Here is a 19,612-nt window from a genome sequence, read left to right as displayed (position 1 = left end):
CGTTTGCCCGAATCGGGTGCTTATAATCAATTATCTGTCTCTAACGTAAACGTGATGAGGTGAAGGTTTATGAGTGAAACATTGCTTATCGCGAAGGTACCGCCAGCACAGGATTTAGTGATTTTATCGGCTCTGGCTAACCGTCATGGCCTGATTACCGGCGCAACCGGTACCGGTAAAACAGTCACCCTGCAAAAAATGGCTGAGCAATTTTCCCGTATTGGTGTGCCGGTATTTCTCGCCGATGTAAAAGGGGATTTATCTGGCATTGGGGCGGAAGGGGTTGATTCGGAAAAACTCCAAACCCGGCTGGCGGCGATAGGTGTTACGGATTGGCAACCACAAGCTTGCCCGATTGTGCCGTGGGATATCTTCGCTGAAAAGGGCCATCCGATCCGTGCCACTATTTCCGATCTTGGCCCGCTGCTGCTGGGGCGTCTGCTTGATCTGAATGATGTGCAAAGTGGTGTGTTGCAACTGGTATTCAAAATTGCCGATGACAACAATCTGCTGCTGCTTGATATGAAAGATTTACGGGCTATCGTGCAATATGTTGGCGACAACGCGAAACAGTTCCGTACGCAATACGGCAACATCACGCCAGCCTCAATTGGTGCTATCCAGCGTGGTTTACTGACGTTGGAAGAGCAAGGTGCCAATCAATTCTTTGGCGAGCCAATGCTGGATATTCACGATTTAATGCAACTCGACAGCCATGGGCAGGGAGTTATCAATCTGTTAGCGGCTGATCGGTTAATTAATCAGCCCAAACTGTATGCGATTTTTCTGCTGTGGTTGCTGGCTGAACTTTTCGAGCAACTTCCTGAAGTGGGTGATGTTGATAAGCCTAAACTGGTGTTTTTCTTTGACGAAGCCCATCTGCTGTTCAGTGATGCGCCAACGGCGCTGGTGGATAAAGTTGAACAGGTGGTCCGGCTGATTCGCTCGAAAGGGGTTGGCATCTATTTTGTGACACAAAATCCATTGGATATCCCCGATAAAATCCTCGGTCAACTGGGCAACCGGGTACAGCATGCCCTGCGCGCCTTTACCCCACGGGATCAAAAAGCGGTTAAGGCTGCTGCTCAGACTATGCGTGCGAATCCGGCATTTAGCGCCGAACAGGTGATTACCGAACTGGGGGTTGGCGAGGCGCTCATCTCTTTCCTTGATGAGAAAGGGCGGCCCAATGTGGTCGAACGGGGTATGGTTATCGCGCCACAATCAAAAATGGGCGCATTGGATGCGGCGGCACGTAATCACGCCATCAATCATTCCCCACTGTATGGCCGTTATGAAGAGAGTGTGGATCGTGAGTCTGCCTATGAGAAATTATCTGCGGGCGGATTCTCCACCATGGGGGATGCAGCGGCCGGAGGGGGGGCGGCTTCTCAGCCGTCAACCGATCAGCAGGGTAGTGCTGGCGGTGGCTTGATGGATGGGCTGAATGATTTACTGTTTGGCTCTACCGGCCCGCGCGGTGGCAAACGTGATGGTATCGTCCAGACCGCAGCCAAGAGTATGGCGCGGGACTTGGGGCGACAAATTTTGCGCGGTGTTCTGGGGTCAATTACCGGTGGGCGTAAGCGTTAACCTGATTTTTTGGATATGAAATGCTGCTATTGATCGATAATTACGATTCGTTTACTTACAACCTCTATCAGTATTTCTGTGAGTTGGGTGCTGAGGTAGTGGTTAAACGTAATGATGAGGTACAACTTGCTGATATTGAAAAGTTATCACCCTCACATTTGGTGATTTCGCCTGGCCCTTGCACGCCAAATGAGGCCGGGATCTCTTTAGCGGCCATCAGCCATTTTGCTGGAAAAGTGCCGATACTGGGTGTTTGCCTGGGGCATCAGGCGCTAGGGCAGGCTTTTGGCGCGCGTGTAGTGCGGGCACGGCAAGTGATGCACGGTAAGACCACAGCGATTTGCCATAATGGTCAGGGCGTTTTTCGGGGGCTTAACCAACCACTAACCGTGACCCGTTATCACTCTTTGGTGATTGCGACCGACTCATTGCCAGACTGTTTTGAACTGACCGCCTGGACGGAACATGAGGGGGTGATGGATGAAATTATGGGTATTCGTCATCGTGCGCTACCGCTGGAGGGCGTGCAATTCCACCCAGAGAGTATCCTTAGTGAACAAGGTCATCAGTTATTAGATAATTTTCTTAAAAATTAATATGTTGAGATAAAATCACTACAAAATGGATATTTTTGTTTGCCTGATTGTGATTTTTTATGCATATTTTGTGATTATATTTTCACATACCAATAATTGGTAACTCAATGGATTATACCTAAAGTCATTGGAGTTGCAGGTAGGTAGCCCGCAAGCGAATCCCGACGAGCTTACTCAGTCAAGTGATTCGGGCGCGTGAACGCAGCTAACAACCCTGTAGCTTCAAGTGCGAAGGGGATAACAGGGTGGACAGCGCAATGGCAGACAAATTAGCAGTAACTCGCAGTACATTCGATCAGGTTATTTTGCCTGTTTATGCACCTGCGCAGTTTATCCCGGTAAAAGGGAAAGGTAGCCGCGTATGGGATCAACAAGGTACCGAATATATTGATTTTGCTGGCGGAATTGCAGTTACTGCGTTGGGACATTGCCATCCGGCGCTGGTGGCAGCATTGCATCAGCAAGGCGAGACGTTATGGCATACCAGTAACGTTTTCACTAATGAGCCTGCACTGCGTTTAGCGCAAAAACTGATTGCTGCGACCTTCGCGGATCGCGTGTTTTTTGCCAACTCCGGTGGTGAGGCAAATGAAGCCGCCTTTAAGCTGGCCCGTCATTATGCCATTGAGCGCTATAGCCCCTATAAGACTAAAATCATTGCTTTCCACAATGCTTTCCATGGTCGCACCTTGTTTACTGTCTCGGTAGGTGGTCAGCCAAAATATTCCGATGGTTTTGGCCCGAAACCTGCCGATATCATCCATGTACCGTTTAATGATCTGGCTGCGGTGAAAGCCGTTATGGATGACCACACTTGTGCGGTGGTGCTTGAACCTATCCAAGGGGAAGGGGGTATCACCTCTGCGACGCCTGAATTCCTACAAGGGGTGCGGGCTTTGTGCGATCAGCATAATGCGCTGCTGGTATTCGATGAAGTACAAAGTGGTATGGGGCGTAGTGGCAAGCTGTTTACCTATATGCATTATGGTGTGACGCCAGATATTTTGACCACAGCGAAAGCCTTGGGTGGCGGTTTCCCTATTAGTGCGATGCTAACCACGGAAGAAATTGCGTCGGTAATGGCAGTGGGCACACATGGTACTACTTATGGGGGTAATCCTCTGGCCTGTGCCGTTGCTGAGGCTGCGTTGGATGTGATTAATACCCCTGAGGTACTTAATGGTATTGAACAGCGCCATGGGCTGTTTGTGCAGGCTCTGCAAGATATCAACAACAAGTATCATTTGTTTGAGGATATCCGTGGTATGGGGTTATTGATTGGTGCCGAGTTAACGCCGCAATACCATGGCCGTGCGCGGGAGTTGTTGATGGCTGCGGCCGCTAATGGCTTGATGGTCCTCAATGCCGGGCCGAATGTGTTGCGGTTAGCCCCTTCATTAGTGGTGGAGCTGGATGATATCAAACAAGGAATGGCAAGGTTGGATAAAGCAGTCGCCAGCCTGGTCCAGGGTTAACTCAATTAGGGAGAGGCTGTTGCCTCTCCCTTGTTATGCTTGCTCCCGCAACCTCCGACTGCGCCAAATACCGTGATGGGGTTGTTGTTGCCAAGCCATGGCAGACACCGTATGCATCACGCTTAAATGTGACAAGACCCGCCGTAAATTACGTTCCAGCTCAGAGATCTGTGTATCCGGTGTGACATCCGGCATCTGCACGAAATCGTTATTACCTTCGCTGTTGTCCGACTCCAGCCTTTGCTGACACTGTTGAATGGCTATCTCACAGAGTTGTAAATAATCCGCCGCCAGTTCGACGCTGAGCTGAATGTGATGTTTACCTGGTGCTGAACTCCCCAAGGGATAGGCCCGTGTCAGGATAGTCATCTCATTGATATGCCCGACAATCAACTCACTGTGAGTGGCCCATAGCCGCATATCTGCCAGATATTTTGAGTTGAATCCCGGTTCTTGCATCGCCTGATTTAAGGAACTTAACACGGTATTACTGGCCTTATTCACTTCAATGCGTTCATAGGCCAGTTGGGTGATATCTGGTTCAGGTGTCAGCAGCAAGCGCAAAATCTTCTGATACGCCTCTAGCGCCTGATGGGCATTCTTACGCAGTAAGCCACTCTGCCACTGGGGCCACAGCCATAAGGCGCTGGCAAAGGCCAATGCGCAACCAATTAAGGTATCCAGCAGGCGTGGAACCAAAAAGTCAGCGCCTTCTCCGGTCAATAACTGCAAGATATACACAGTCGTGATAGTTCTAAAAATGACTGACCAGCCATAGTTTTTGCGTTGAACCAGATAGGCTATCAATGTGATGAGTAACATGATGCTCAGCGTGGTGCCTTCCGACATCTGAAAATGCAACAAGGTAGCTGCGAGTAACAGCCCGATAAAGGTACCGAGTGCACGGTGATGGATTCGTACCTTGGTGGCGTTATAACCGTTCTGCGTTACCAGCATCACCGTGAGCAGAATCCAATAAGGCTTGGGTAAATGAATTAAACTGCCGATATAGCTACCTGCTGCCAGTGTCACTCCCAGGCGAGCCGCTTCCCGCAGTGCGCCTGATTTGAACGACAGATAGCTGATCAATGCTGGCCAGAACGGCTGTGATTGTTGGCTGGACATCAGGTCACGGTCATACAGTGGCCGCCGGTCACTCAATAATTGGGTAATATGGCTGATATGGTAGTAGTAGAATTGTGCGACCGGGTTGTTCGGGTGTGCCTGTGCGATGTTTGCCAGTTCTGGCAGAGCATCATCGGCAGTAAAATGTTCAGCAGCACGGTGGTGATAGAGAATATCGTTGGCAATAGTGCGCATTTGGGCTGAGATTTTCTGGCAATTACGGCGCATCACCCCCTCAATCTGCGTTTGCTCCATTAACTCCTGTACTTTTTCTGGCTGAATCAGGGTCACAGTAATGTGCTCTTGCAGATCGAGAGCCATTTGGAACAATCCCAACAACCGTTTCTGCTCTTTCTTCGTTGTGTTATGAATCAGATTAAATTGCTGATAAAGCTGATTAATCTTGTCCATAATCGCCTGTTGTTTGTCCAGCAGCGGCGGTATCGATTTTTCCGGCTCAAGGTGCTGAGCAAACAGGCTGTATTTGGCGTCACAATAATCGGCTAGCAAGTAATAAAGTTGACTCAAGGGTTCGCGGATCGGTTGATCCTTGCAGAGTCGGAACCATAACCAGTTAAACACACCATACCAAAGTGTCCCCACCGCACACAGTAAAGGCGCTTGCCAGATCGGGGCGCGGCCCACCATGCTGAGGCTAAAAATAGCAGCAATCAGGGCAGCCGGTAACAAATGGCTATTCAACTGGCTAATCGCCCCACTCACCCCCAAAACTAACGCCAGGCCGAGCATGACGGCGGGCAATGGAATATCCCATAGCAGCAGTTGCTGGGTTAGGAAGCTACTCGCAGTAAACAGCGTGCCGCCGACCAGCAGACGCCGGAAAAAATGTTGGTGTGGTGTATCCAGCGAGGCGATATTGCAACAGGCGGGTATCAGGGAAAACATCAAACCCAGCCGAAGTTCGCCGAGAGCAAACCCTAATGCTGCGGGCAGGCAGAGAACCAATGTTTGGCGCAGCGCGTAATTAACATTGGGCCGATAAATAACTTCAGGACGATAAATCAGCCGTTGCCATTTCATAAAGGCCCCAGAAATTTATTGATCACAAAAGATTAAAAAACGGGTGCCGACAGTATCGACACCCGTTTAGGGGGAATTAACGGGTGCCGTAGACGACAATCGTTTTACCGTGTGCGGAGATCAGATTTTGATCTTCCAGCATTTTTAGTATCCGCCCCACGGTTTCGCGGGAGCAGCCAACTATCTGACCAATTTCCTGGCGGGTAATTTTAATCTGCATCCCATCTGGGTGGGTCATGGCATCAGGTTGTTTTGCCAGATTAAGCAGCGTTTGTGCAATACGCCCAGTCACATCAAGGAAAGCAAGGTTACCCACTTTCTCAGATGTAATTTGTAAGCGACTCGCCATCTGTGAAGATAGGCGCATTAAAATATCTGGATTGACCTGAATAAGCTGACGGAATTTTTTGTAAGAAATTTCAGCCACTTCACAGGCGGTTTTTGCTCTAACCCAGGCGCTACGTTCTTGGCCTTCTTCAAATAATCCAAGTTCGCCGATGAAATCTCCCTGATTAAGATAGGAGAGAATCATCTCTTTACCTTCCTCATCTTTGATAAGCACCGCAACGGAGCCTTTCACGATGTAGTAAAGCGTTTCGGCCTTTTCACCTTGGTGAATCAGCGTACTCTTCGATGGATATTTGTGGATATGGCAATGAGACAGGAACCATTCGAGAGTCGGGTCTGTTTGTGGCTTGCCGAGAACCATTCGCTGTTATCCTCTGTTGTTATCGCTGCCTAACTTAACAGGGCTCAGAGTTCCCTGTACGGCGTGCTTATAAAATACACTTTCTCGTAGCATATTAATTTGCTCAACTGCCGAAAGGTATAGCCAAGATACGTACCGGATAGAAACCCTTCACTGAGTATTGAGAAGCTACCCTATTTAATTCTAGAAACAACACTTTCGGTTCTGTTTGTAGCACAGGATGAAGCCAGTGTCTTGTGTTGTATCGCTTCAGCATGATGAACGTCGGGTTACATTGCTAGTTTGTAAATGAAAGGGTAGTCTTAATCAGAAAATTTAACTGGGAGCAAGCGTTATGCAGGCACGTGTAAAGTGGGTTGAGGGGCTGACATTTTTGGGTGAATCGGCATCAGGTCATCAGGTGTTGATGGACGGTAATGCCGGAGACAAAGCACCGAGTCCGATGGAAATGCTGTTAATGTCGGCAGGTGGCTGTAGTGCGATTGATGTGGTCTCTATTTTACAAAAAGGCCGCAATGATGTGCGCGATTGCGAAGTGTCATTAACTTCGCAGCGCCGTGAAGAAGCACCGCGTCTGTTTACACACATCAACCTGCATTTTATTGTCAGTGGCAAAGGCCTGACCGACAAAATTGTTGAGCGAGCCGTTGAGTTGTCAGCCGAAAAGTATTGCTCCGTTTCACTGATGTTGGGTAAAGCGGCGTCTATTACCCACAGTTTTGAAATTCGTGATATCGCCTAAGCAAACCCTTCGTACTTGAAGCTGCAGGGTTGTTAGCTGCGTTCGCTCACCTGAATCACTTACTTATGTAAGCTCATCGGGATGAGTTCGCTTGCCGCCTACCTGCAGCTCCAATTACTTTGGCTTGGGATAGCGCCAAATTATTTTTTTCTCTCCAGCAATTGCTATACTGCGGCCTCAAGAACGAAGGAGATTAACCGATTTTCTTCCCTTCCAGCAGTTGCTGCACCAGCGGTGCCATAATCAGCTCCATTGCCAGCCCCATTTTTCCGCCGGGCACCACCAATGTATTGATATTCGAGATAAATGATCCTTGCAACATCGCCAGTAAGTAAGGGAAATCAATTTGTTCCAAACCACGGAAATGAATAACCACAAAACTTTCATCCAGTGACGGAATGGCTTTGGCAGCAAACGGATTTGATGTGTCGACGGTTGGCACGCGCTGGAAGTTGATATGAGTGCGTGAGAACTGCGGTGTAATGTAGTTGATATAATCATCCATGGAGCGGACTACGGAATCCATCACTGCTTCGCGTGAATGGCCACGTTCACCGGTATCTCGCACCAGCTTCTGTATCCACTCCAAATTGACGATAGGCACTACGCCCACCAACAGATCGACGTGCTTTGCCACATCATGATGTTCCGTCACCACACCACCGTGTAGCCCTTCGTAAAACAGTACATCAGTAGGTTGTGGCAATGCTTCCCACGGGGTAAACGTACCGGGAATTTGGTTGTATGGCACTGCTTCATCATAGGTATGTAAATACTTACGTGAGCGGCCAGTACCGTGTTCGCCGTATTCCGACACACTTTGCTCCAACTGGCCAAAGTCATTGGCTTCGGGGCCAAAATAGCTGATATGCCGGCCTTGATCCCGCGCTTTACGGATGGCTGCATCCATCTCAGGGCGGGTATAGCGATGGAAGCTGTCACCTTCAATTTGCGCTGCGCGAATATTCAGTTGCTGAAAGATCTTACGGAACGCCAGGCTGGTGGTGGTTGTCCCTGCGCCACTTGAGCCGGTAACGGCTATAACCGGATGTTTAGTCGACATATTAGCTGTAACTCCATGGGATTAGACCTTCAGTGGCCGGGCTGTACTTGCCTGTTTTTTATCGTTGATGATTATTTTTAGGGCAAAGTGGCGGGCTTGTCACCCTGTTTCACCGAATGTCTTCTTAACGGCGAAAGGACTATTGCTGCTCTTCTGCTCCGGCACGAAATGCGCTGCGCGGCATAATATTGATGGTTTCATGTAACTCGGACCACACCAATATGGCTTCACCGCTGATCAACTGGCGGCGTACATCCTCGACTTTTTGCGCTAATGAGCGCTCATGCTCGCCGTAATCGGTGCCCTCACGTAACACAAAGGCTTCAAGTAAGTTATCCAGCGTTTCACCGTCAACTTGCTGCCAGGGAACTATCATTACTGTTGCTCCAGATAAGGGGAAAGCCAGGTTGGAATTCGCTGTTCCAGCCACATTTGCGGGTGTTTCAATGAGCCACCGACGAAACCAACATGGCCGCCATGCTCGGTTAACTGATAGTCAATATTGCTTGGTAAGTCGCTAAGGTTTGGGATCACCTCCGCGGTCATGAAGGGATCATCTTTGGCATGAATAATGAGCAGCGGAGTTGTAATCTGCGGCAATAGCGGCAGAGCGCTGCAACGGCGATAGTAATCGACTGCATCATTAAAACCATGAATTTTAGCAGTTATGACATCATCAAAATCTCTGATTCGCCGCAACCCTTTCAATTGAGCCAGATCCAAAGGCAGGCTTCCGGGATAATGCAAAAGCTTACGTGTGGCATTTAACTTTAGTTGGTTCAGTAAATAATGCTGATAGACCCGTGAGAAGCCTTGTTCCATACGATTAGCGCAGGGTTCAAGCATCAGTGGTGCTGATACCACCACTGCGGCCTGCAACAGGCTATCCTTGCCTTGCTCCGCCAAATACATCGCCAGCATATTGCCACCCAAAGAGACTCCGACGGCGGCGGTTGGCACCTGACCATAGCTCTCCCGCAGCCAGCGGAGAAAAAAGCGGGCATCGTCTGTTTCACCAGAGTGATAAATGCGTGACTTACGATTTGGCTCCCCACTGCATCCACGAAAATGCATCACCACCCCCAGCCAGCCTTTGGCTTGCCATGCACTTAACAGACCATGAGCATAAGGGCTGTAAAAATTACCTTCCAAACCGTGGAAGAGTACGACTCTGGGCTTATCTCTTGCCAGCTCGGGATTTTCACTCCAGGCCAGATCGACAAAATCGCCATCAGGCAGTTCCAGCCGTTGCCAGAATGGTTGCAATGTCACATGGCGTCTGACCAGCCGTGGCAGCAGTGTTTGCAGATGTGGATTACTGGCTCCGGCCAGTGGGCGAAATAATTCATGCATATAGTGAATGGAAATCATGTTGTTGCTCTTGTGTGATCAATAACACACTGTTAGCTTCATGGGTATATCGCGCATCATTTTGGGTGGGAGGCACCCGTCTCATGGAGCTGAGTTTATTTCTTTCAATGGTAGGTTTTCTCTGGGTTGCAGCTATTACCCCCGGTCCGAACAATATGTTGTTGACCTCTGCGGGGGCTAACTTCGGTTTTATGCGTTCTATCTGGCTGATGTTAGGCATTATGTTAGGCATGCAGAGCATGTTGCTACTGGTGGCCTTTGGTGTCGGCGGCCTGATTCTTATCTACCCCTCCCTCCATCTGGTTCTGAAAATTTTGGGTAGCCTGTATCTGCTATGGCTGGCATGGAAAATTGCCACTTCTGCCTATGAGAAATTGGAAACCAATGTCGCACCGCCAAAACCGCTGCGCTTGTATCAGGGCTGGTTATTGCAGTTCCTTAATCCCAAAGCCTGGTTGATGGGGCTAGGGTCAGTCGCCAGCTTCAGTATGACGGGGGCCGCCTATAATCATTCTATCGTAATGATAAGCCTTGGTATGTTTATGGTGAACCTGGTGGCCGGTATTATTTGGCTGGGTTTTGGTACTTTGATTGGTCGTTTATTACGTAGCCGCCGCGCCTGGTTTAGCTTTAATATCTCGATGGGCTTGCTGACGGCAGCCTGTGTGTTATTGATTTGGCATTAACCGTGGGGTTACTTAATGGCTTATAACTATTTTCATGTTGATGCTTTTGTCGGCGCAGGGTTATCCGGCAACCCGGCGGGTGTGTATCTGCTGAAGAAACCGTTGTCGGCAGCAGAGATGCAAAGTATTGCGGCCGAAATTAATTTACCGGAAACCAGTTTTGTCTGGGATGAAGGAGATAAATCGGCCATCCGCTGGTTTACGCCGGAACGTGAAGTCGATTTATGTGGACACGGCACATTAGCGGCGGCGCATGTGATGTTCAGTATCGTTAATCCTGGCTTGCAGGATATCTGTTTTCGCAGTGCCAGCGGTGACTTGTACGTCAAGCGCGATGGCGATAACTTTGGCCGACTGTCGCTGGATTTCCCTTCATTACCGCCCGACCAAATCGCTATTGCAGCAGAGTTGAGGGCATTGCTTGGCAGCCATATTCAGCAGGTATGGCAGGCAAAATCTCTGTTAGTGGTACTGGAAAACGAGCAGCAGGTACGGCAGTTACAACCCGATATTGTTGCGCTAATTGCCTATACCGGCCGTGGAGTGATTGTGACCGCGCCAGGTGATGAAGTGGATTTTGTTTCGCGCTACTTTACCCTTGGCAGCAATGAAGATCCGGTTACTGGCTCAGCCCATTGTACCTTAATGCCCTATTGGGTAGCGCGACTGGGAAGGTCATCACTACACGCCCGGCAGATATCAGCGCGGGGTGGCGAATTATTCTGCACCTTAGCCGGTGATCGTACCTTAATTGCCGGTGATGCTCGTATTTTCATGAAGGGCCAAATAGATATTTAAGTTAACCGCATAGACAATTCCTTCACGTTTTTATTATTCCCCAAAGGAATAAAGAATATTTTTTTATTCCTTTTGTCATATTACTCCTTCAGGTAACACTGTTATCTCAGAGCGCCCAATGCGCTCAGGGTCGCAGCAATAGCGAATAACACAGTTAACCCAGCGGAGTGAACCATGGCGATAACCTTATCTTCTGCAAGTATTACCGCCGCAATAGGCGGCTTCTTACGGCCAGGTGGTGCACTGTTAGCTCTGTCGCTGGTTGCCGCCAGTGCACATGCTGTTGATGTGACGGTGGCTTATCAAACCTCCGCAGAACCGGCAAAAGTTGCACAAGCGGATAACAGCTTTGCCAAGTTGTCCGGCGCCAATGTGGATTGGCGCAAGTTTGACAGTGGCTCTAGCGTCGTGCGGGCATTGGCCTCGGGTGATGTGCAAATTGGTAATATCGGCTCCAGCCCATTAGCCGTTGCTGCCAGCCAGAATGTGCCAATTGAGGTCTTCCTACTGGCGTCACAACTGGGAAGCTCAGAGGCGCTGGTGGTGAAGAAAGACATTAAAACCCCACAAGATTTAATTGGTAAACGTATCGCCGTGCCGTTTATCTCCACGACACATTACAGTCTGCTGGCAGCCTTGAAACATTGGGGAATTAAGCCGGATCAGGTCACTATCCTCAACTTGCAGCCACCTGCTATCGCCGCCGCCTGGCAGCGCGGTGACATTGATGGCGCTTATGTTTGGGCTCCAGCCGTTAACGAATTAGCCAAAACCGGTACCGTCCTGACCGATTCTGCTCAAGTGGGTCAATGGGGCGCGCCAACCCTGGATGTCTGGGTGGTGCGCAAAGATTTCGCCAAAGCTCATCCTGAGGTGGTGACCGCCTTCGCCCGCAGTGCACTGGCCGCACAGGGTGCCTATCTGGCCCAACCAGAACAATGGCTGAAAAATCAGCAGTATCTGGGGCAGCTTTCGCGCTTAAGTGGTGTTTCAACCGATCAAGTGCCGGAATTGGTAAAGGGCAATACTTACTTGCCTGTGGCTGAGCAGATAACGCAACTGGGTCAGCCGGTGGATCAAGCCATCCGCGATACGGCCGCGTTCCTGAAAGAGCAAGGTAAGATCCCACAAGTTGCCAGTGACTATAGTCATTTCGTCACTGACCGCTTTGTGAAAGCAGTGCAGGCCACACCGCAGTCCTAGGAGCCATCATGCTAAACGTGCGCGGCCTGTGGGCCGAATATCAGGGCAAACCTGCCTTACAGGATGTGTCACTACAAATCGCATCTGGAGAGTTGGTCGTGGTATTGGGGCCGTCAGGTTGCGGTAAAACCACGTTATTGAATCTAATTGCCGGATTTATGGAGCCTTCAGCTGGCAGCATCACTCTGGATGATATACCGGTTCACGGCCCGAGTGCCGAACGGGGAGTGGTGTTCCAGCATGAGGGCTTACTGCCGTGGCGGGATGTGGTCAGCAATGTGGAGTTTGGCCTGCAACTGGCCGGGCTCAGTAAGCAACAGCGGCGCGAAACTGCCCTGAAAATGCTTCATCGGGTAGGGTTAGCCGGTTTTGAACATCACCTTATCTGGCAACTCTCTGGTGGGATGCGCCAACGGGTAGGGATTGCTCGTGCACTGGCGGTTGACCCGCGCTTATTGCTGTTGGATGAACCGTTTGGTGCGCTGGATGCTTTTACCCGCGAGCAGATGCAAGAGCTGTTGCTGACCATTTGGCGTGATACCGGCAAACAAATTTTGCTGATCACCCACGATATCGAAGAGGCGGTGTTTCTGGCCAGTGAGCTGCTATTGCTGTCTCCAGGACCGGGGCAGGTGGTCGAACGACTGTCGTTGAATTTTGGTCAGCGTTATGCCGCTGGTGAACCATGCCGATCCATTAAGTCTGATCCTGAATTTATCGCTCGCCGCGAATATGTGTTGGGTAAAGTCTTCCAGCAACGGGAGGTATTGATATGAGCCTGCACAGTACGTTACGTAATCAAGCAATCACTTTGCCGGTTCACCGCGTACCGGCTAACGATGAACCCCCGCGGGTTGCCAGCAAGGCCGTTCGCCGTTTATCTGTGGGTAATGGCTTGTGGCTTAGTATCACTACTCTGATTGTAGTCGTCGCGCTGTGGTGGGCAGTGACGGCGTTACAGCTTATCAGCCCACTCTTTTTACCCGCGCCGCAGCAGGTATTACATCAGTTATTGGTGATTGCCAGCCCGCAGGGGTTTATGGATGCCACGCTATGGCAACATCTGGCCGCCAGTCTGGGGCGAATTCTCATCGCATTACTCGCTGCGGTCGCACTTGGTGTCCCAACGGGTATTGCGATGGGGCTAAGTAGTACCGTACGGGGTGTGTTGGACCCACTGATTGAAATTTATCGCCCCGTTCCCCCCTTAGCCTATTTGCCCCTTATGGTTATCTGGTTCGGTATTGGTGAAACCTCAAAGATCCTGCTGATTTATCTGGCGATATTTGCGCCAGTGACGTTAGCCGCAGTAGCTGGCGTGCGGAGTGTGGCACAGGTGCGGGTCAGAGCTGCCCGTGCATTGGGTGCCAGCCGCTGGCAGGTTTTATGGTTTGTGGTGCTCCCCAGCGCCTTACCCGAAATTTTAACCGGTATTCGCATTGGGTTGGGCGTGGGGTGGTCAACGTTGGTGGCTGCGGAGCTTATTGCCGCTACGCGCGGATTGGGGTTTATGGTGCAATCAGCCGGTGAATTTCTCGCAACCGATGTTGTCATCGCCGGTATCAGCGTGATTGCCATTATCGCTTTTGGTATGGAGCTAAGTTTGCGGGCGATCCAACGCCGGCTAACACCTTGGTATGGAGCACAGCAATGAATGAACGCTTGGTCGTTACGCCGTTAGGGCCGCACATCGGTGCGCTGGTTGAGAATATTAATATTGCCCGCCCGTTGGGTGATAGTCAGTTTGAGCAGCTTTATCATGCGTTGCTCAAACATCAGGTACTGTTTTTCCGCAATCAGCCCATCACGCCATTACAGCAACGTGAATTGGCCGGGCGTTTTGGTGATTTACATATTCATCCGGTTTATCCGCACACCAAAGAGTGTGAGGAGATTATCGTGCTGGATACCCATAATGATAATCCGCCGGATAACGATAATTGGCACACCGACGTGACGTTTATCGCCAATCCACCATTAGGTGCGATTCTGGCGGCAAAACAGTTACCGTCAACCGGTGGTGATACCTTGTGGAGCAGCGGGATTGCGGCTTATGAAGCGCTTTCGGCTCCATTTAAACAGCTATTGGCCGGTTTACAGGCTGAGCATGATTTCGCGCATTCCTTCCCCGAGCACAAACACCGTGCGACACCGGAAGAGCATCAGCGGTGGCTACTGGCTAAAGAGAATAATCCGCCGATATTGCATCCGGTGGTACGTACCCATCCGGTGAGTGGGCGTCAGGCATTGTTCGTCAATGAAGGATTCACTACCCGAATCGTTGAACTGAGTGATAAAGAGAGCGATGCTTTGCTGCGTTTCCTGTTTGCGCACACTACCAAACCCGAGTTTCAAGTACGCTGGCGCTGGCAGCAGGATGATGTGGCGATGTGGGATAACCGTGTCACCCAGCACTATGCCAATGCTGATTATCTGCCACAGCGGCGGGTGATGCATCGGGCGACTATTCTGGGGGATAGGCCGGTGTACCGGCCCTCGTTAACGAGCGATTTGATTTAGTCTGTGACTAACAACGAGCGAGCAGCTGCCTCAACAGCATCAACGGTGATGTCGTCAACCTGTGGCCCGGCATGCAACAACACATGGCGGGTTAACGGGTACCAGCGCCGATACTTTTCTGGTCGGGACTCAAACAGTGCGACGACCGGTATCTGTAATGCTGAACTGATATGGACCGGCGCACTATCAGCCGAAATAACCACATCCAATTGACTGGCTGCGGCCACGAACTCATCAACTGACGGTGTTAATAAACTTCGTCCGTGTAAGCTCGCCAGTTGCTGTTCGCTCGGTGGTGCGATGGGATCATACAAAATCACTATATCGGCCAGATCACTGAGCTTCAGTGCCAACTGTTGCCACTTCTCCCACGACCAACGCCGTTGCGGTGATTTATTCGAGACAAACAGCCCAACGCGTGGCCGGTTTCGTTCACCTAATTCTGCCTGCCATTTCTCCTGCAATTGTGGGTCAGGATAGATATGTAATTTGAGCGTATCAATATCGACCTGCCCCAGTTCAGGTATCAGTGCAAAACCAGACAGCGCCTCATGGCGTATTGGCCGATTGGCCACATGGTCAGGATTGCGGTCATCGAATTCACTGCCAGGGGTATGCCAACGGCTATCGACCACATTAAGTTGTTTAGCGAACTGGATACTGTTTTTGTTCATGCCCCCGTTAGGGATAACCAGCAAATCAAAACGTAAACATCGCAGTCGCCAAATCAGGGCCAGACGATTAAACAGCGCCTTGATCCTGCCGGGTTGTTGGTTTCTTTCACATTGCTTACTGTAAACGTAGGTATGAACTGTGCTGATATCGGGGTTACGTGCCAGTGCATCGCGATTGTATTTATTTGCCAGCACATGAATTTCGGCTGCTGGCCAGCGCTGCTTTAATGCATGTAACAAAGCCGTGGTACAAACCAGATCGCCAAGGAAATCAATTCGGATGACCAAAATGCGCTGCATTTATACATATTCCCAGAAATAATTTTATGTCTTATTAAACATTAAAATTTCCTGAGTAATAACAAAAATAAACGTAAAATTGAGATCTATTTTGATAATGAATGCTTCTGCTGCGCATAACGCCATAGAGTGACTGAAAAACGTACCGCTCGCCAAAACTCACTGATATTGCCAGCGCCCTGAAACAGCGCTTTGGCTAAACCTAATGCCCTAAACTCAGTCGCGAGTGCCGAACGTTCTGGTGACGGGGGCAATCTCTTACGCATCAATCCGAAAAGATGGCCGCTCTCTTGATTCGCGTGACGTAACAGCGCACGGCATAACGGCGGTTGTTGCGTGGCAGAAAGATTAACCAGTGCGTTAATAATTTTAAGATAGCTATGGGCGCGAGCCAACAAGGCTTGGGGTGACGGAGAGTGGGTGATGGAGTGTGGATTGGTGCGATAACCATAAAATGGCGTATCGCAGAAACCGACACGCTGTACGACAAGTGCCAGATGGGTGGTCCACAGAATATCTTCATGTAGCATTTCAGGGATAAATGCCAGTTGATGGGCAGTGACCAGTTCGCGCCGAACCAATTGTAGCCACACATAATGTGGCCATTCATTGTGTTCAATACTGCGGATAACCCATTGCTGGCCGCTGAGTATCTCGCTCCACGGCTGTTTATGTAATAAGGGGCGGCTGGGCGTGAGGTGGGGATCAGCGGTAAATGTAAAACCATTACCTATCAGTAAATCCAATTGTTGCCGATTGGCCTGCTGTAACCAGGTCGATAAAGCCTCAGAGGCCAGCCAGTCGTCCCCATCAACAAAAGCAAGCCAGGGTGCGGTTGCCTGAGCGATTCCGGCATTCCTGGCGGCAGAAAGCCCCTGATTGGCTTGATTAACAATGACCAGCCGTGGATCACGGCGCGCAGCGTCTGCCAATATCGCCAGGCTGTCATCGGTCGAACCATCATTGACGGCGATGATTTCCAATGACACACCGGACTGTTTGAACAATGAATCCAATAGTTGTGTGAGGTAAGCGGCACAATTAAAAACCGGCACCACCACGCTAATATCCTTATTAGTCATGACCTTATTATCCTTAATACAGGCGTTTTCTGAAAGGCGGGTTATCCCGCTTCAAATATCTTGGTGAGGCTCTCCAACTGCTCCTGAGCATCTAGCCATTGCATTTCAGTCTCTTCAAGTTTGGTTTTCACTTGTGTCTGCTGCTGTAAACATTGGGTCAAATCAGCCTTACGTGCAATATCATATAAGGCAGAATCAGCTAATCGCTCTTCAATGACCGCCAACTCGGTACTGAGCTTATCCATCTGTTTTTCTAGCGTCATAATTTGCTTACGCAATGGCTGAGTCTGGGTTCGGAACTCCGCCTCTCGGCGTTTTTGATCTTTACGCTGTTGGGCACTGTTACCGGACAACTCTTTTGCCGGATTATCCTGCTGGCTTTGCTGGCGCTGCGCGTCCACCAAGAACTGCTGATAATCTTCTAAATCGCCGTCGAACTGTTCCACTTTGCCATCATGCACCAGATAAAGATCATCGGTAGTGGAACGCAGTAAATGACGGTCATGGGAAACCACCACCAATGCGCCTTCAAAATCAATTAAGGCTTCGGTCAGCGCCTGACGCATATCAAGATCAAGGTGGTTGGTTGGCTCATCGAGCAGCAATAGGTTAGGGCGCTGCCAGATAATCAGTGCCAGTACCAAACGCGCCTTTTCACCGCCGGAGAAGCGGGCCGTTGGGTCAGTAACCTGATCGCCCTGAAAACCGTAGCCACCTAAATAGTCGCGCAGTTGTTGTTCCGACTCTTTGGGCGCCTGGCGGCTCATGTGCTGTAGCGGCGATTCATCCGCACGCAAAAATTCCAACTGATGCTGGGCGAAGTAACCCAACTTAATCCCTTTGGATAAACCAATCTCACCGCTTTGTGGCTCTAATGTGCCAGCCAGTAACTTAATCAGCGTGGATTTACCGGCACCATTGCGCCCCAATAGACCGATGCGCGAACCGGGTACCAGATTGAGCTTAATGGACTGCAAAATCGTACGATCGCCGTAGCCTGCGCTCACTTTCTCCATGCGAAGCAAGGGATCCGGCAAGCTTTCTGGTGTGCGGAAGCTGAAGTGGAACGGATTATCCACATGGGCGGGTGCAATCAGTTCCATCCGCTCAAGCATCTTGATGCGGCTCTGGGCTTGTTTGGCTTTAGTCGCCTGGGCACGGAAGCGATCGATATAGCTCTGTAAATGCGCCACTTTTTCTTGCTGATGCTGATACATCGATTGCTGCTGAGCGAGCTTGGTCGCTCGCTGGCGTTCGAAAGATGAATAGTTACCGGTATATTCATTCAGCGTCTGCTGTTCAATATGCAAAATCTTATCGATAATAGGATCAAGGAAATCGCGGTCATGAGAAATTAATACCAGCGTACCAGAATAGCTTTTCAGCCACTTTTCCAGCCAGATAACCGCATCTAAATCCAAGTGGTTGGTTGGTTCATCCAGTAGCAGCAAATCAGAGCGGCAAACCAGCGCTTGGGCCAGGTTAAGGCGCATGCGCCAGCCGCCGGAAAATGAACGTACCGGCTGTTGTAATTGATCTTGAGAAAACCCCAGTCCGTGTAGCAAACTGGCGGCACGGGACTGAATCGTCCAGGCCTGGATGGCATCAAGTTTACCGTGCACGGTGGCAATGGCATGACCATCGTTTTTTTCATTAGCGGCCTGAAGTTCGGCCTCCAATTGGCGATATTCGCGATCCCCGTCGATAACATACTCTATCGCCGGAATATCCAGTGCCGGGGTTTCCTGATTAACCCAGGCCAGTGCCCAGTTACTGGGGAAAGTGGCATTGCCCCCATCGGCGCTCAGTTCGCCTTTGAGCAACGCCAGCAGGGTGGATTTACCACATCCGTTTTTGCCGACCAGCCCGACCTTTTGGCCAGGATTAATCGTTGCTGTAGCGTTGTCCAGCAAGACGCGGGTACCACGTCGTATTTGAAGCGAAGAAAAAACAATCATAGAGTGCCGTATGTTAAATTGTCATGGTATTAAGGTAAACAGGGTATTTAGTGCCCTATTTTTGGTCTTTGCGAAGTATGGTAACGGAAAAACCGGACCCTGACGACGCTTTGGAGGGGAATGATGTCGCAGCCACCGAAGGTTTTGCTGCTGTATGCCCATCCGGAATCACAGGACTCGGTGGCAAACCGGGTTTTACTGCAACCGGTGCAGCAGTTAGAACATGTTACTGTGCACGATCTTTATGCACATTATCCGGATTTCTTTATTGATATTCACCATGAGCAGCAATTGCTACGTGAGCATCAAGTTATTGTATTTCAACATCCCCTCTACACCTACAGTTGCCCGGCTTTGCTGAAGGAGTGGTTGGACAGAGTGTTAGCGCGTGGTTTTGCCAATGGTGTGGGCGGGCACGCTTTGACGGGTAAGTACTGGCGTTCGGTCATTACCACCGGTGAACCGGAAGGTGCCTATCGGGTGGGAGGCTATAACCGCTACCCGATGGAAGATATCCTGCGCCCTTTCGAATTGACGGCGGCTATGTGCCATATGCATTGGATGAACCCCATGATTATTTACTGGGCGCGGCGCCAGAAACCGGAAGTCCTTGCCAGCCATGCGCAAGCTTATATGCAGTGGTTGCAGTCACCGCTGCCTACAGGAGGGCACTGAT

19 protein-coding genes are annotated in these 19,612 nt (G+C 50.2%); 11 read left to right on the top strand and 8 right to left on the bottom strand.

The features are described 5' to 3' along the window. The first annotated feature begins 69 nt into the window (after positions 1 to 69). From A6J67_RS01965 to argD, 3 genes are all read left to right on the top strand, one after another. A complete protein-coding gene (locus A6J67_RS01965; RefSeq protein WP_005186179.1) occupies positions 70 to 1,593 on the top strand; it encodes a helicase HerA-like domain-containing protein in 1,524 nt (507 codons plus the stop codon). 20 nt (positions 1,594 to 1,613) lie between these two features. After that, entirely contained in the window at positions 1,614 to 2,189 is a 576-nt protein-coding gene (locus A6J67_RS01960) for an aminodeoxychorismate synthase component II (protein WP_042568751.1), read from the top strand. Positions 2,190 to 2,446: 257 nt separating this feature from the next. Beyond that, the gene (gene argD / locus A6J67_RS01955) at positions 2,447 to 3,664 is read left to right on the top strand and encodes a bifunctional acetylornithine/succinyldiaminopimelate transaminase (RefSeq protein WP_050073729.1); all 1,218 of its coding nucleotides are present in this window, start codon (positions 2,447 to 2,449) and stop codon (positions 3,662 to 3,664) included. A 33-nt stretch (positions 3,665 to 3,697) separates the two neighbouring features. Here the strand turns inward: argD and A6J67_RS01950 are convergent, their stop codons facing one another. Both A6J67_RS01950 and crp read right to left on the bottom strand, forming a co-directional pair. Next, positions 3,698 to 5,830, bottom strand: coding sequence for a YccS/YhfK family putative transporter (locus A6J67_RS01950; RefSeq protein ID WP_050297612.1), 2,133 nt, complete (start codon positions 5,828 to 5,830; stop codon positions 3,698 to 3,700). Positions 5,831 to 5,906: 76 nt separating this feature from the next. Beyond that, positions 5,907 to 6,539 carry a cAMP-activated global transcriptional regulator CRP gene (crp, locus tag A6J67_RS01945; protein WP_005186183.1) on the bottom strand — a complete coding sequence of 211 codons (633 nt, stop codon included), beginning with the start codon at positions 6,537 to 6,539 and terminating at the stop codon, positions 5,907 to 5,909. Positions 6,540 to 6,873: 334 nt separating this feature from the next. Between crp and A6J67_RS01940 the strand changes: the two genes are divergently transcribed. Beyond that, on the top strand, positions 6,874 to 7,281 hold the full coding sequence (locus A6J67_RS01940; protein WP_042568749.1) for an OsmC family protein: 408 nt from the start codon (positions 6,874 to 6,876) through the stop codon (positions 7,279 to 7,281). 193 nt (positions 7,282 to 7,474) lie between these two features. Here the strand turns inward: A6J67_RS01940 and A6J67_RS01935 are convergent, their stop codons facing one another. From A6J67_RS01935 to A6J67_RS01925, 3 genes are all read right to left on the bottom strand, one after another. After that, positions 7,475 to 8,344 carry a phosphoribulokinase gene (locus A6J67_RS01935; RefSeq protein WP_005186187.1) on the bottom strand — a complete coding sequence of 290 codons (870 nt, stop codon included), beginning with the start codon at positions 8,342 to 8,344 and terminating at the stop codon, positions 7,475 to 7,477. Positions 8,345 to 8,483: 139 nt separating this feature from the next. Beyond that, positions 8,484 to 8,720: a YheU family protein gene (locus A6J67_RS01930; protein ID WP_032906589.1), complete on the bottom strand. Its 237-nt coding sequence runs from the start codon at positions 8,718 to 8,720 to the stop codon at positions 8,484 to 8,486. Continuing rightward, positions 8,720 to 9,697 (bottom strand): hydrolase, encoded by a 978-nt coding sequence (locus tag A6J67_RS01925; protein WP_032906618.1) that lies wholly within the window; start codon positions 9,695 to 9,697, stop codon positions 8,720 to 8,722. The genes A6J67_RS01930 and A6J67_RS01925 overlap by 1 nt, the downstream gene beginning before the upstream one ends. 101 nt (positions 9,698 to 9,798) lie before the next feature. Here A6J67_RS01925 and A6J67_RS01920 point away from each other — a divergent pair, with 101 nt between their 5' ends. From A6J67_RS01920 to tauD, 6 genes are all read left to right on the top strand, one after another. Then, positions 9,799 to 10,401 (top strand): LysE family translocator, encoded by a 603-nt coding sequence (locus A6J67_RS01920; protein WP_032906591.1) that lies wholly within the window; start codon positions 9,799 to 9,801, stop codon positions 10,399 to 10,401. 15 nt (positions 10,402 to 10,416) lie between these two features. Beyond that, positions 10,417 to 11,199: a PhzF family phenazine biosynthesis protein gene (locus A6J67_RS01915; protein ID WP_042568747.1), complete on the top strand. Its 783-nt coding sequence runs from the start codon at positions 10,417 to 10,419 to the stop codon at positions 11,197 to 11,199. A gap of 174 nt (positions 11,200 to 11,373) precedes the next feature. Then, positions 11,374 to 12,402: a taurine ABC transporter substrate-binding protein gene (tauA, locus tag A6J67_RS01910; protein WP_005186199.1), complete on the top strand. Its 1,029-nt coding sequence runs from the start codon at positions 11,374 to 11,376 to the stop codon at positions 12,400 to 12,402. Between the two features lie 8 nt (positions 12,403 to 12,410). Beyond that, positions 12,411 to 13,178, top strand: coding sequence for a taurine ABC transporter ATP-binding subunit (gene tauB / locus A6J67_RS01905; RefSeq protein WP_005186200.1), 768 nt, complete (start codon positions 12,411 to 12,413; stop codon positions 13,176 to 13,178). Further along, the gene (gene tauC / locus A6J67_RS01900; RefSeq protein ID WP_050073715.1) at positions 13,175 to 14,056 is read left to right on the top strand and encodes a taurine ABC transporter permease TauC; all 882 of its coding nucleotides are present in this window, start codon (positions 13,175 to 13,177) and stop codon (positions 14,054 to 14,056) included. The genes tauB and tauC overlap by 4 nt, the downstream gene beginning before the upstream one ends. Next, positions 14,053 to 14,922 carry a taurine dioxygenase gene (tauD, locus tag A6J67_RS01895; RefSeq protein WP_050073718.1) on the top strand — a complete coding sequence of 290 codons (870 nt, stop codon included), beginning with the start codon at positions 14,053 to 14,055 and terminating at the stop codon, positions 14,920 to 14,922. The genes tauC and tauD overlap by 4 nt, the downstream gene beginning before the upstream one ends. Here the strand turns inward: tauD and A6J67_RS01890 are convergent. The 3 genes from A6J67_RS01890 to A6J67_RS01880 form a co-directional block, all read right to left on the bottom strand. Continuing rightward, entirely contained in the window at positions 14,919 to 15,896 is a 978-nt protein-coding gene (locus tag A6J67_RS01890; RefSeq protein ID WP_050297610.1) for a glycosyltransferase family 9 protein, read from the bottom strand. The two genes, tauD and A6J67_RS01890, sit on opposite strands and share 4 nt — an antisense overlap. A gap of 86 nt (positions 15,897 to 15,982) precedes the next feature. After that, positions 15,983 to 16,978 carry a glycosyltransferase gene (locus A6J67_RS01885; RefSeq protein WP_042568743.1) on the bottom strand — a complete coding sequence of 332 codons (996 nt, stop codon included), beginning with the start codon at positions 16,976 to 16,978 and terminating at the stop codon, positions 15,983 to 15,985. Positions 16,979 to 17,019: 41 nt separating this feature from the next. Next, positions 17,020 to 18,936 carry an ABC transporter ATP-binding protein gene (locus tag A6J67_RS01880; protein WP_032906597.1) on the bottom strand — a complete coding sequence of 639 codons (1,917 nt, stop codon included), beginning with the start codon at positions 18,934 to 18,936 and terminating at the stop codon, positions 17,020 to 17,022. 123 nt (positions 18,937 to 19,059) lie between these two features. Here A6J67_RS01880 and kefG point away from each other — a divergent pair, with 123 nt between their 5' ends. After that, positions 19,060 to 19,611, top strand: coding sequence for a glutathione-regulated potassium-efflux system ancillary protein KefG (gene kefG, locus A6J67_RS01875; protein WP_032906599.1), 552 nt, complete (start codon positions 19,060 to 19,062; stop codon positions 19,609 to 19,611). The last annotated feature ends 1 nt before the right edge of the window (position 19,612 follow it).

The sequence above is a fragment of the Yersinia sp. FDAARGOS_228 genome (assembly GCF_002073315.2).
Classification (GTDB): domain Bacteria; phylum Pseudomonadota; class Gammaproteobacteria; order Enterobacterales; family Enterobacteriaceae; genus Yersinia; species Yersinia intermedia.
Note: the sequence above shows the minus strand (reverse complement) of the source record. Positions and strands in the feature narration are given on the sequence as shown.

Bases quoted from the DNA above. Each gene is read 5' to 3' on its own strand.
- A6J67_RS01930 (WP_032906589.1), bottom strand. From the start codon at position 8,720: ATGATAGTTCCCTGGCAGCAAGTTGACGGTGAAACGCTGGATAACTTA.
- A6J67_RS01880 (WP_032906597.1), bottom strand. From the start codon at position 18,936: ATGATTGTTTTTTCTTCGCTTCAAATACGACGTGGTACCCGCGTCTTG.
- kefG (WP_032906599.1), top strand. From the start codon at position 19,060: ATGTCGCAGCCACCGAAGGTTTTGCTGCTGTATGCCCATCCGGAATCA.
- tauC (WP_050073715.1), top strand. From the start codon at position 13,175: ATGAGCCTGCACAGTACGTTACGTAATCAAGCAATCACTTTGCCGGTT.
- tauD (WP_050073718.1), top strand. From the start codon at position 14,053: ATGAATGAACGCTTGGTCGTTACGCCGTTAGGGCCGCACATCGGTGCG.
- tauA (WP_005186199.1), top strand. From the start codon at position 11,374: ATGGCGATAACCTTATCTTCTGCAAGTATTACCGCCGCAATAGGCGGC.
- crp (WP_005186183.1), bottom strand. From the start codon at position 6,539: ATGGTTCTCGGCAAGCCACAAACAGACCCGACTCTCGAATGGTTCCTG.
- A6J67_RS01950 (WP_050297612.1), bottom strand. From the start codon at position 5,830: ATGAAATGGCAACGGCTGATTTATCGTCCTGAAGTTATTTATCGGCCC.
- argD (WP_050073729.1), top strand. From the start codon at position 2,447: ATGGCAGACAAATTAGCAGTAACTCGCAGTACATTCGATCAGGTTATT.
- A6J67_RS01960 (WP_042568751.1), top strand. From the start codon at position 1,614: ATGCTGCTATTGATCGATAATTACGATTCGTTTACTTACAACCTCTAT.
- A6J67_RS01885 (WP_042568743.1), bottom strand. From the start codon at position 16,978: ATGACTAATAAGGATATTAGCGTGGTGGTGCCGGTTTTTAATTGTGCC.
- A6J67_RS01925 (WP_032906618.1), bottom strand. From the start codon at position 9,697: ATGCATGAATTATTTCGCCCACTGGCCGGAGCCAGTAATCCACATCTG.
- A6J67_RS01935 (WP_005186187.1), bottom strand. From the start codon at position 8,344: ATGTCGACTAAACATCCGGTTATAGCCGTTACCGGCTCAAGTGGCGCA.
- A6J67_RS01940 (WP_042568749.1), top strand. From the start codon at position 6,874: ATGCAGGCACGTGTAAAGTGGGTTGAGGGGCTGACATTTTTGGGTGAA.
- A6J67_RS01920 (WP_032906591.1), top strand. From the start codon at position 9,799: ATGGAGCTGAGTTTATTTCTTTCAATGGTAGGTTTTCTCTGGGTTGCA.
- A6J67_RS01915 (WP_042568747.1), top strand. From the start codon at position 10,417: ATGGCTTATAACTATTTTCATGTTGATGCTTTTGTCGGCGCAGGGTTA.
- A6J67_RS01890 (WP_050297610.1), bottom strand. From the start codon at position 15,896: ATGCAGCGCATTTTGGTCATCCGAATTGATTTCCTTGGCGATCTGGTT.
- tauB (WP_005186200.1), top strand. From the start codon at position 12,411: ATGCTAAACGTGCGCGGCCTGTGGGCCGAATATCAGGGCAAACCTGCC.
- A6J67_RS01965 (WP_005186179.1), top strand. From the start codon at position 70: ATGAGTGAAACATTGCTTATCGCGAAGGTACCGCCAGCACAGGATTTA.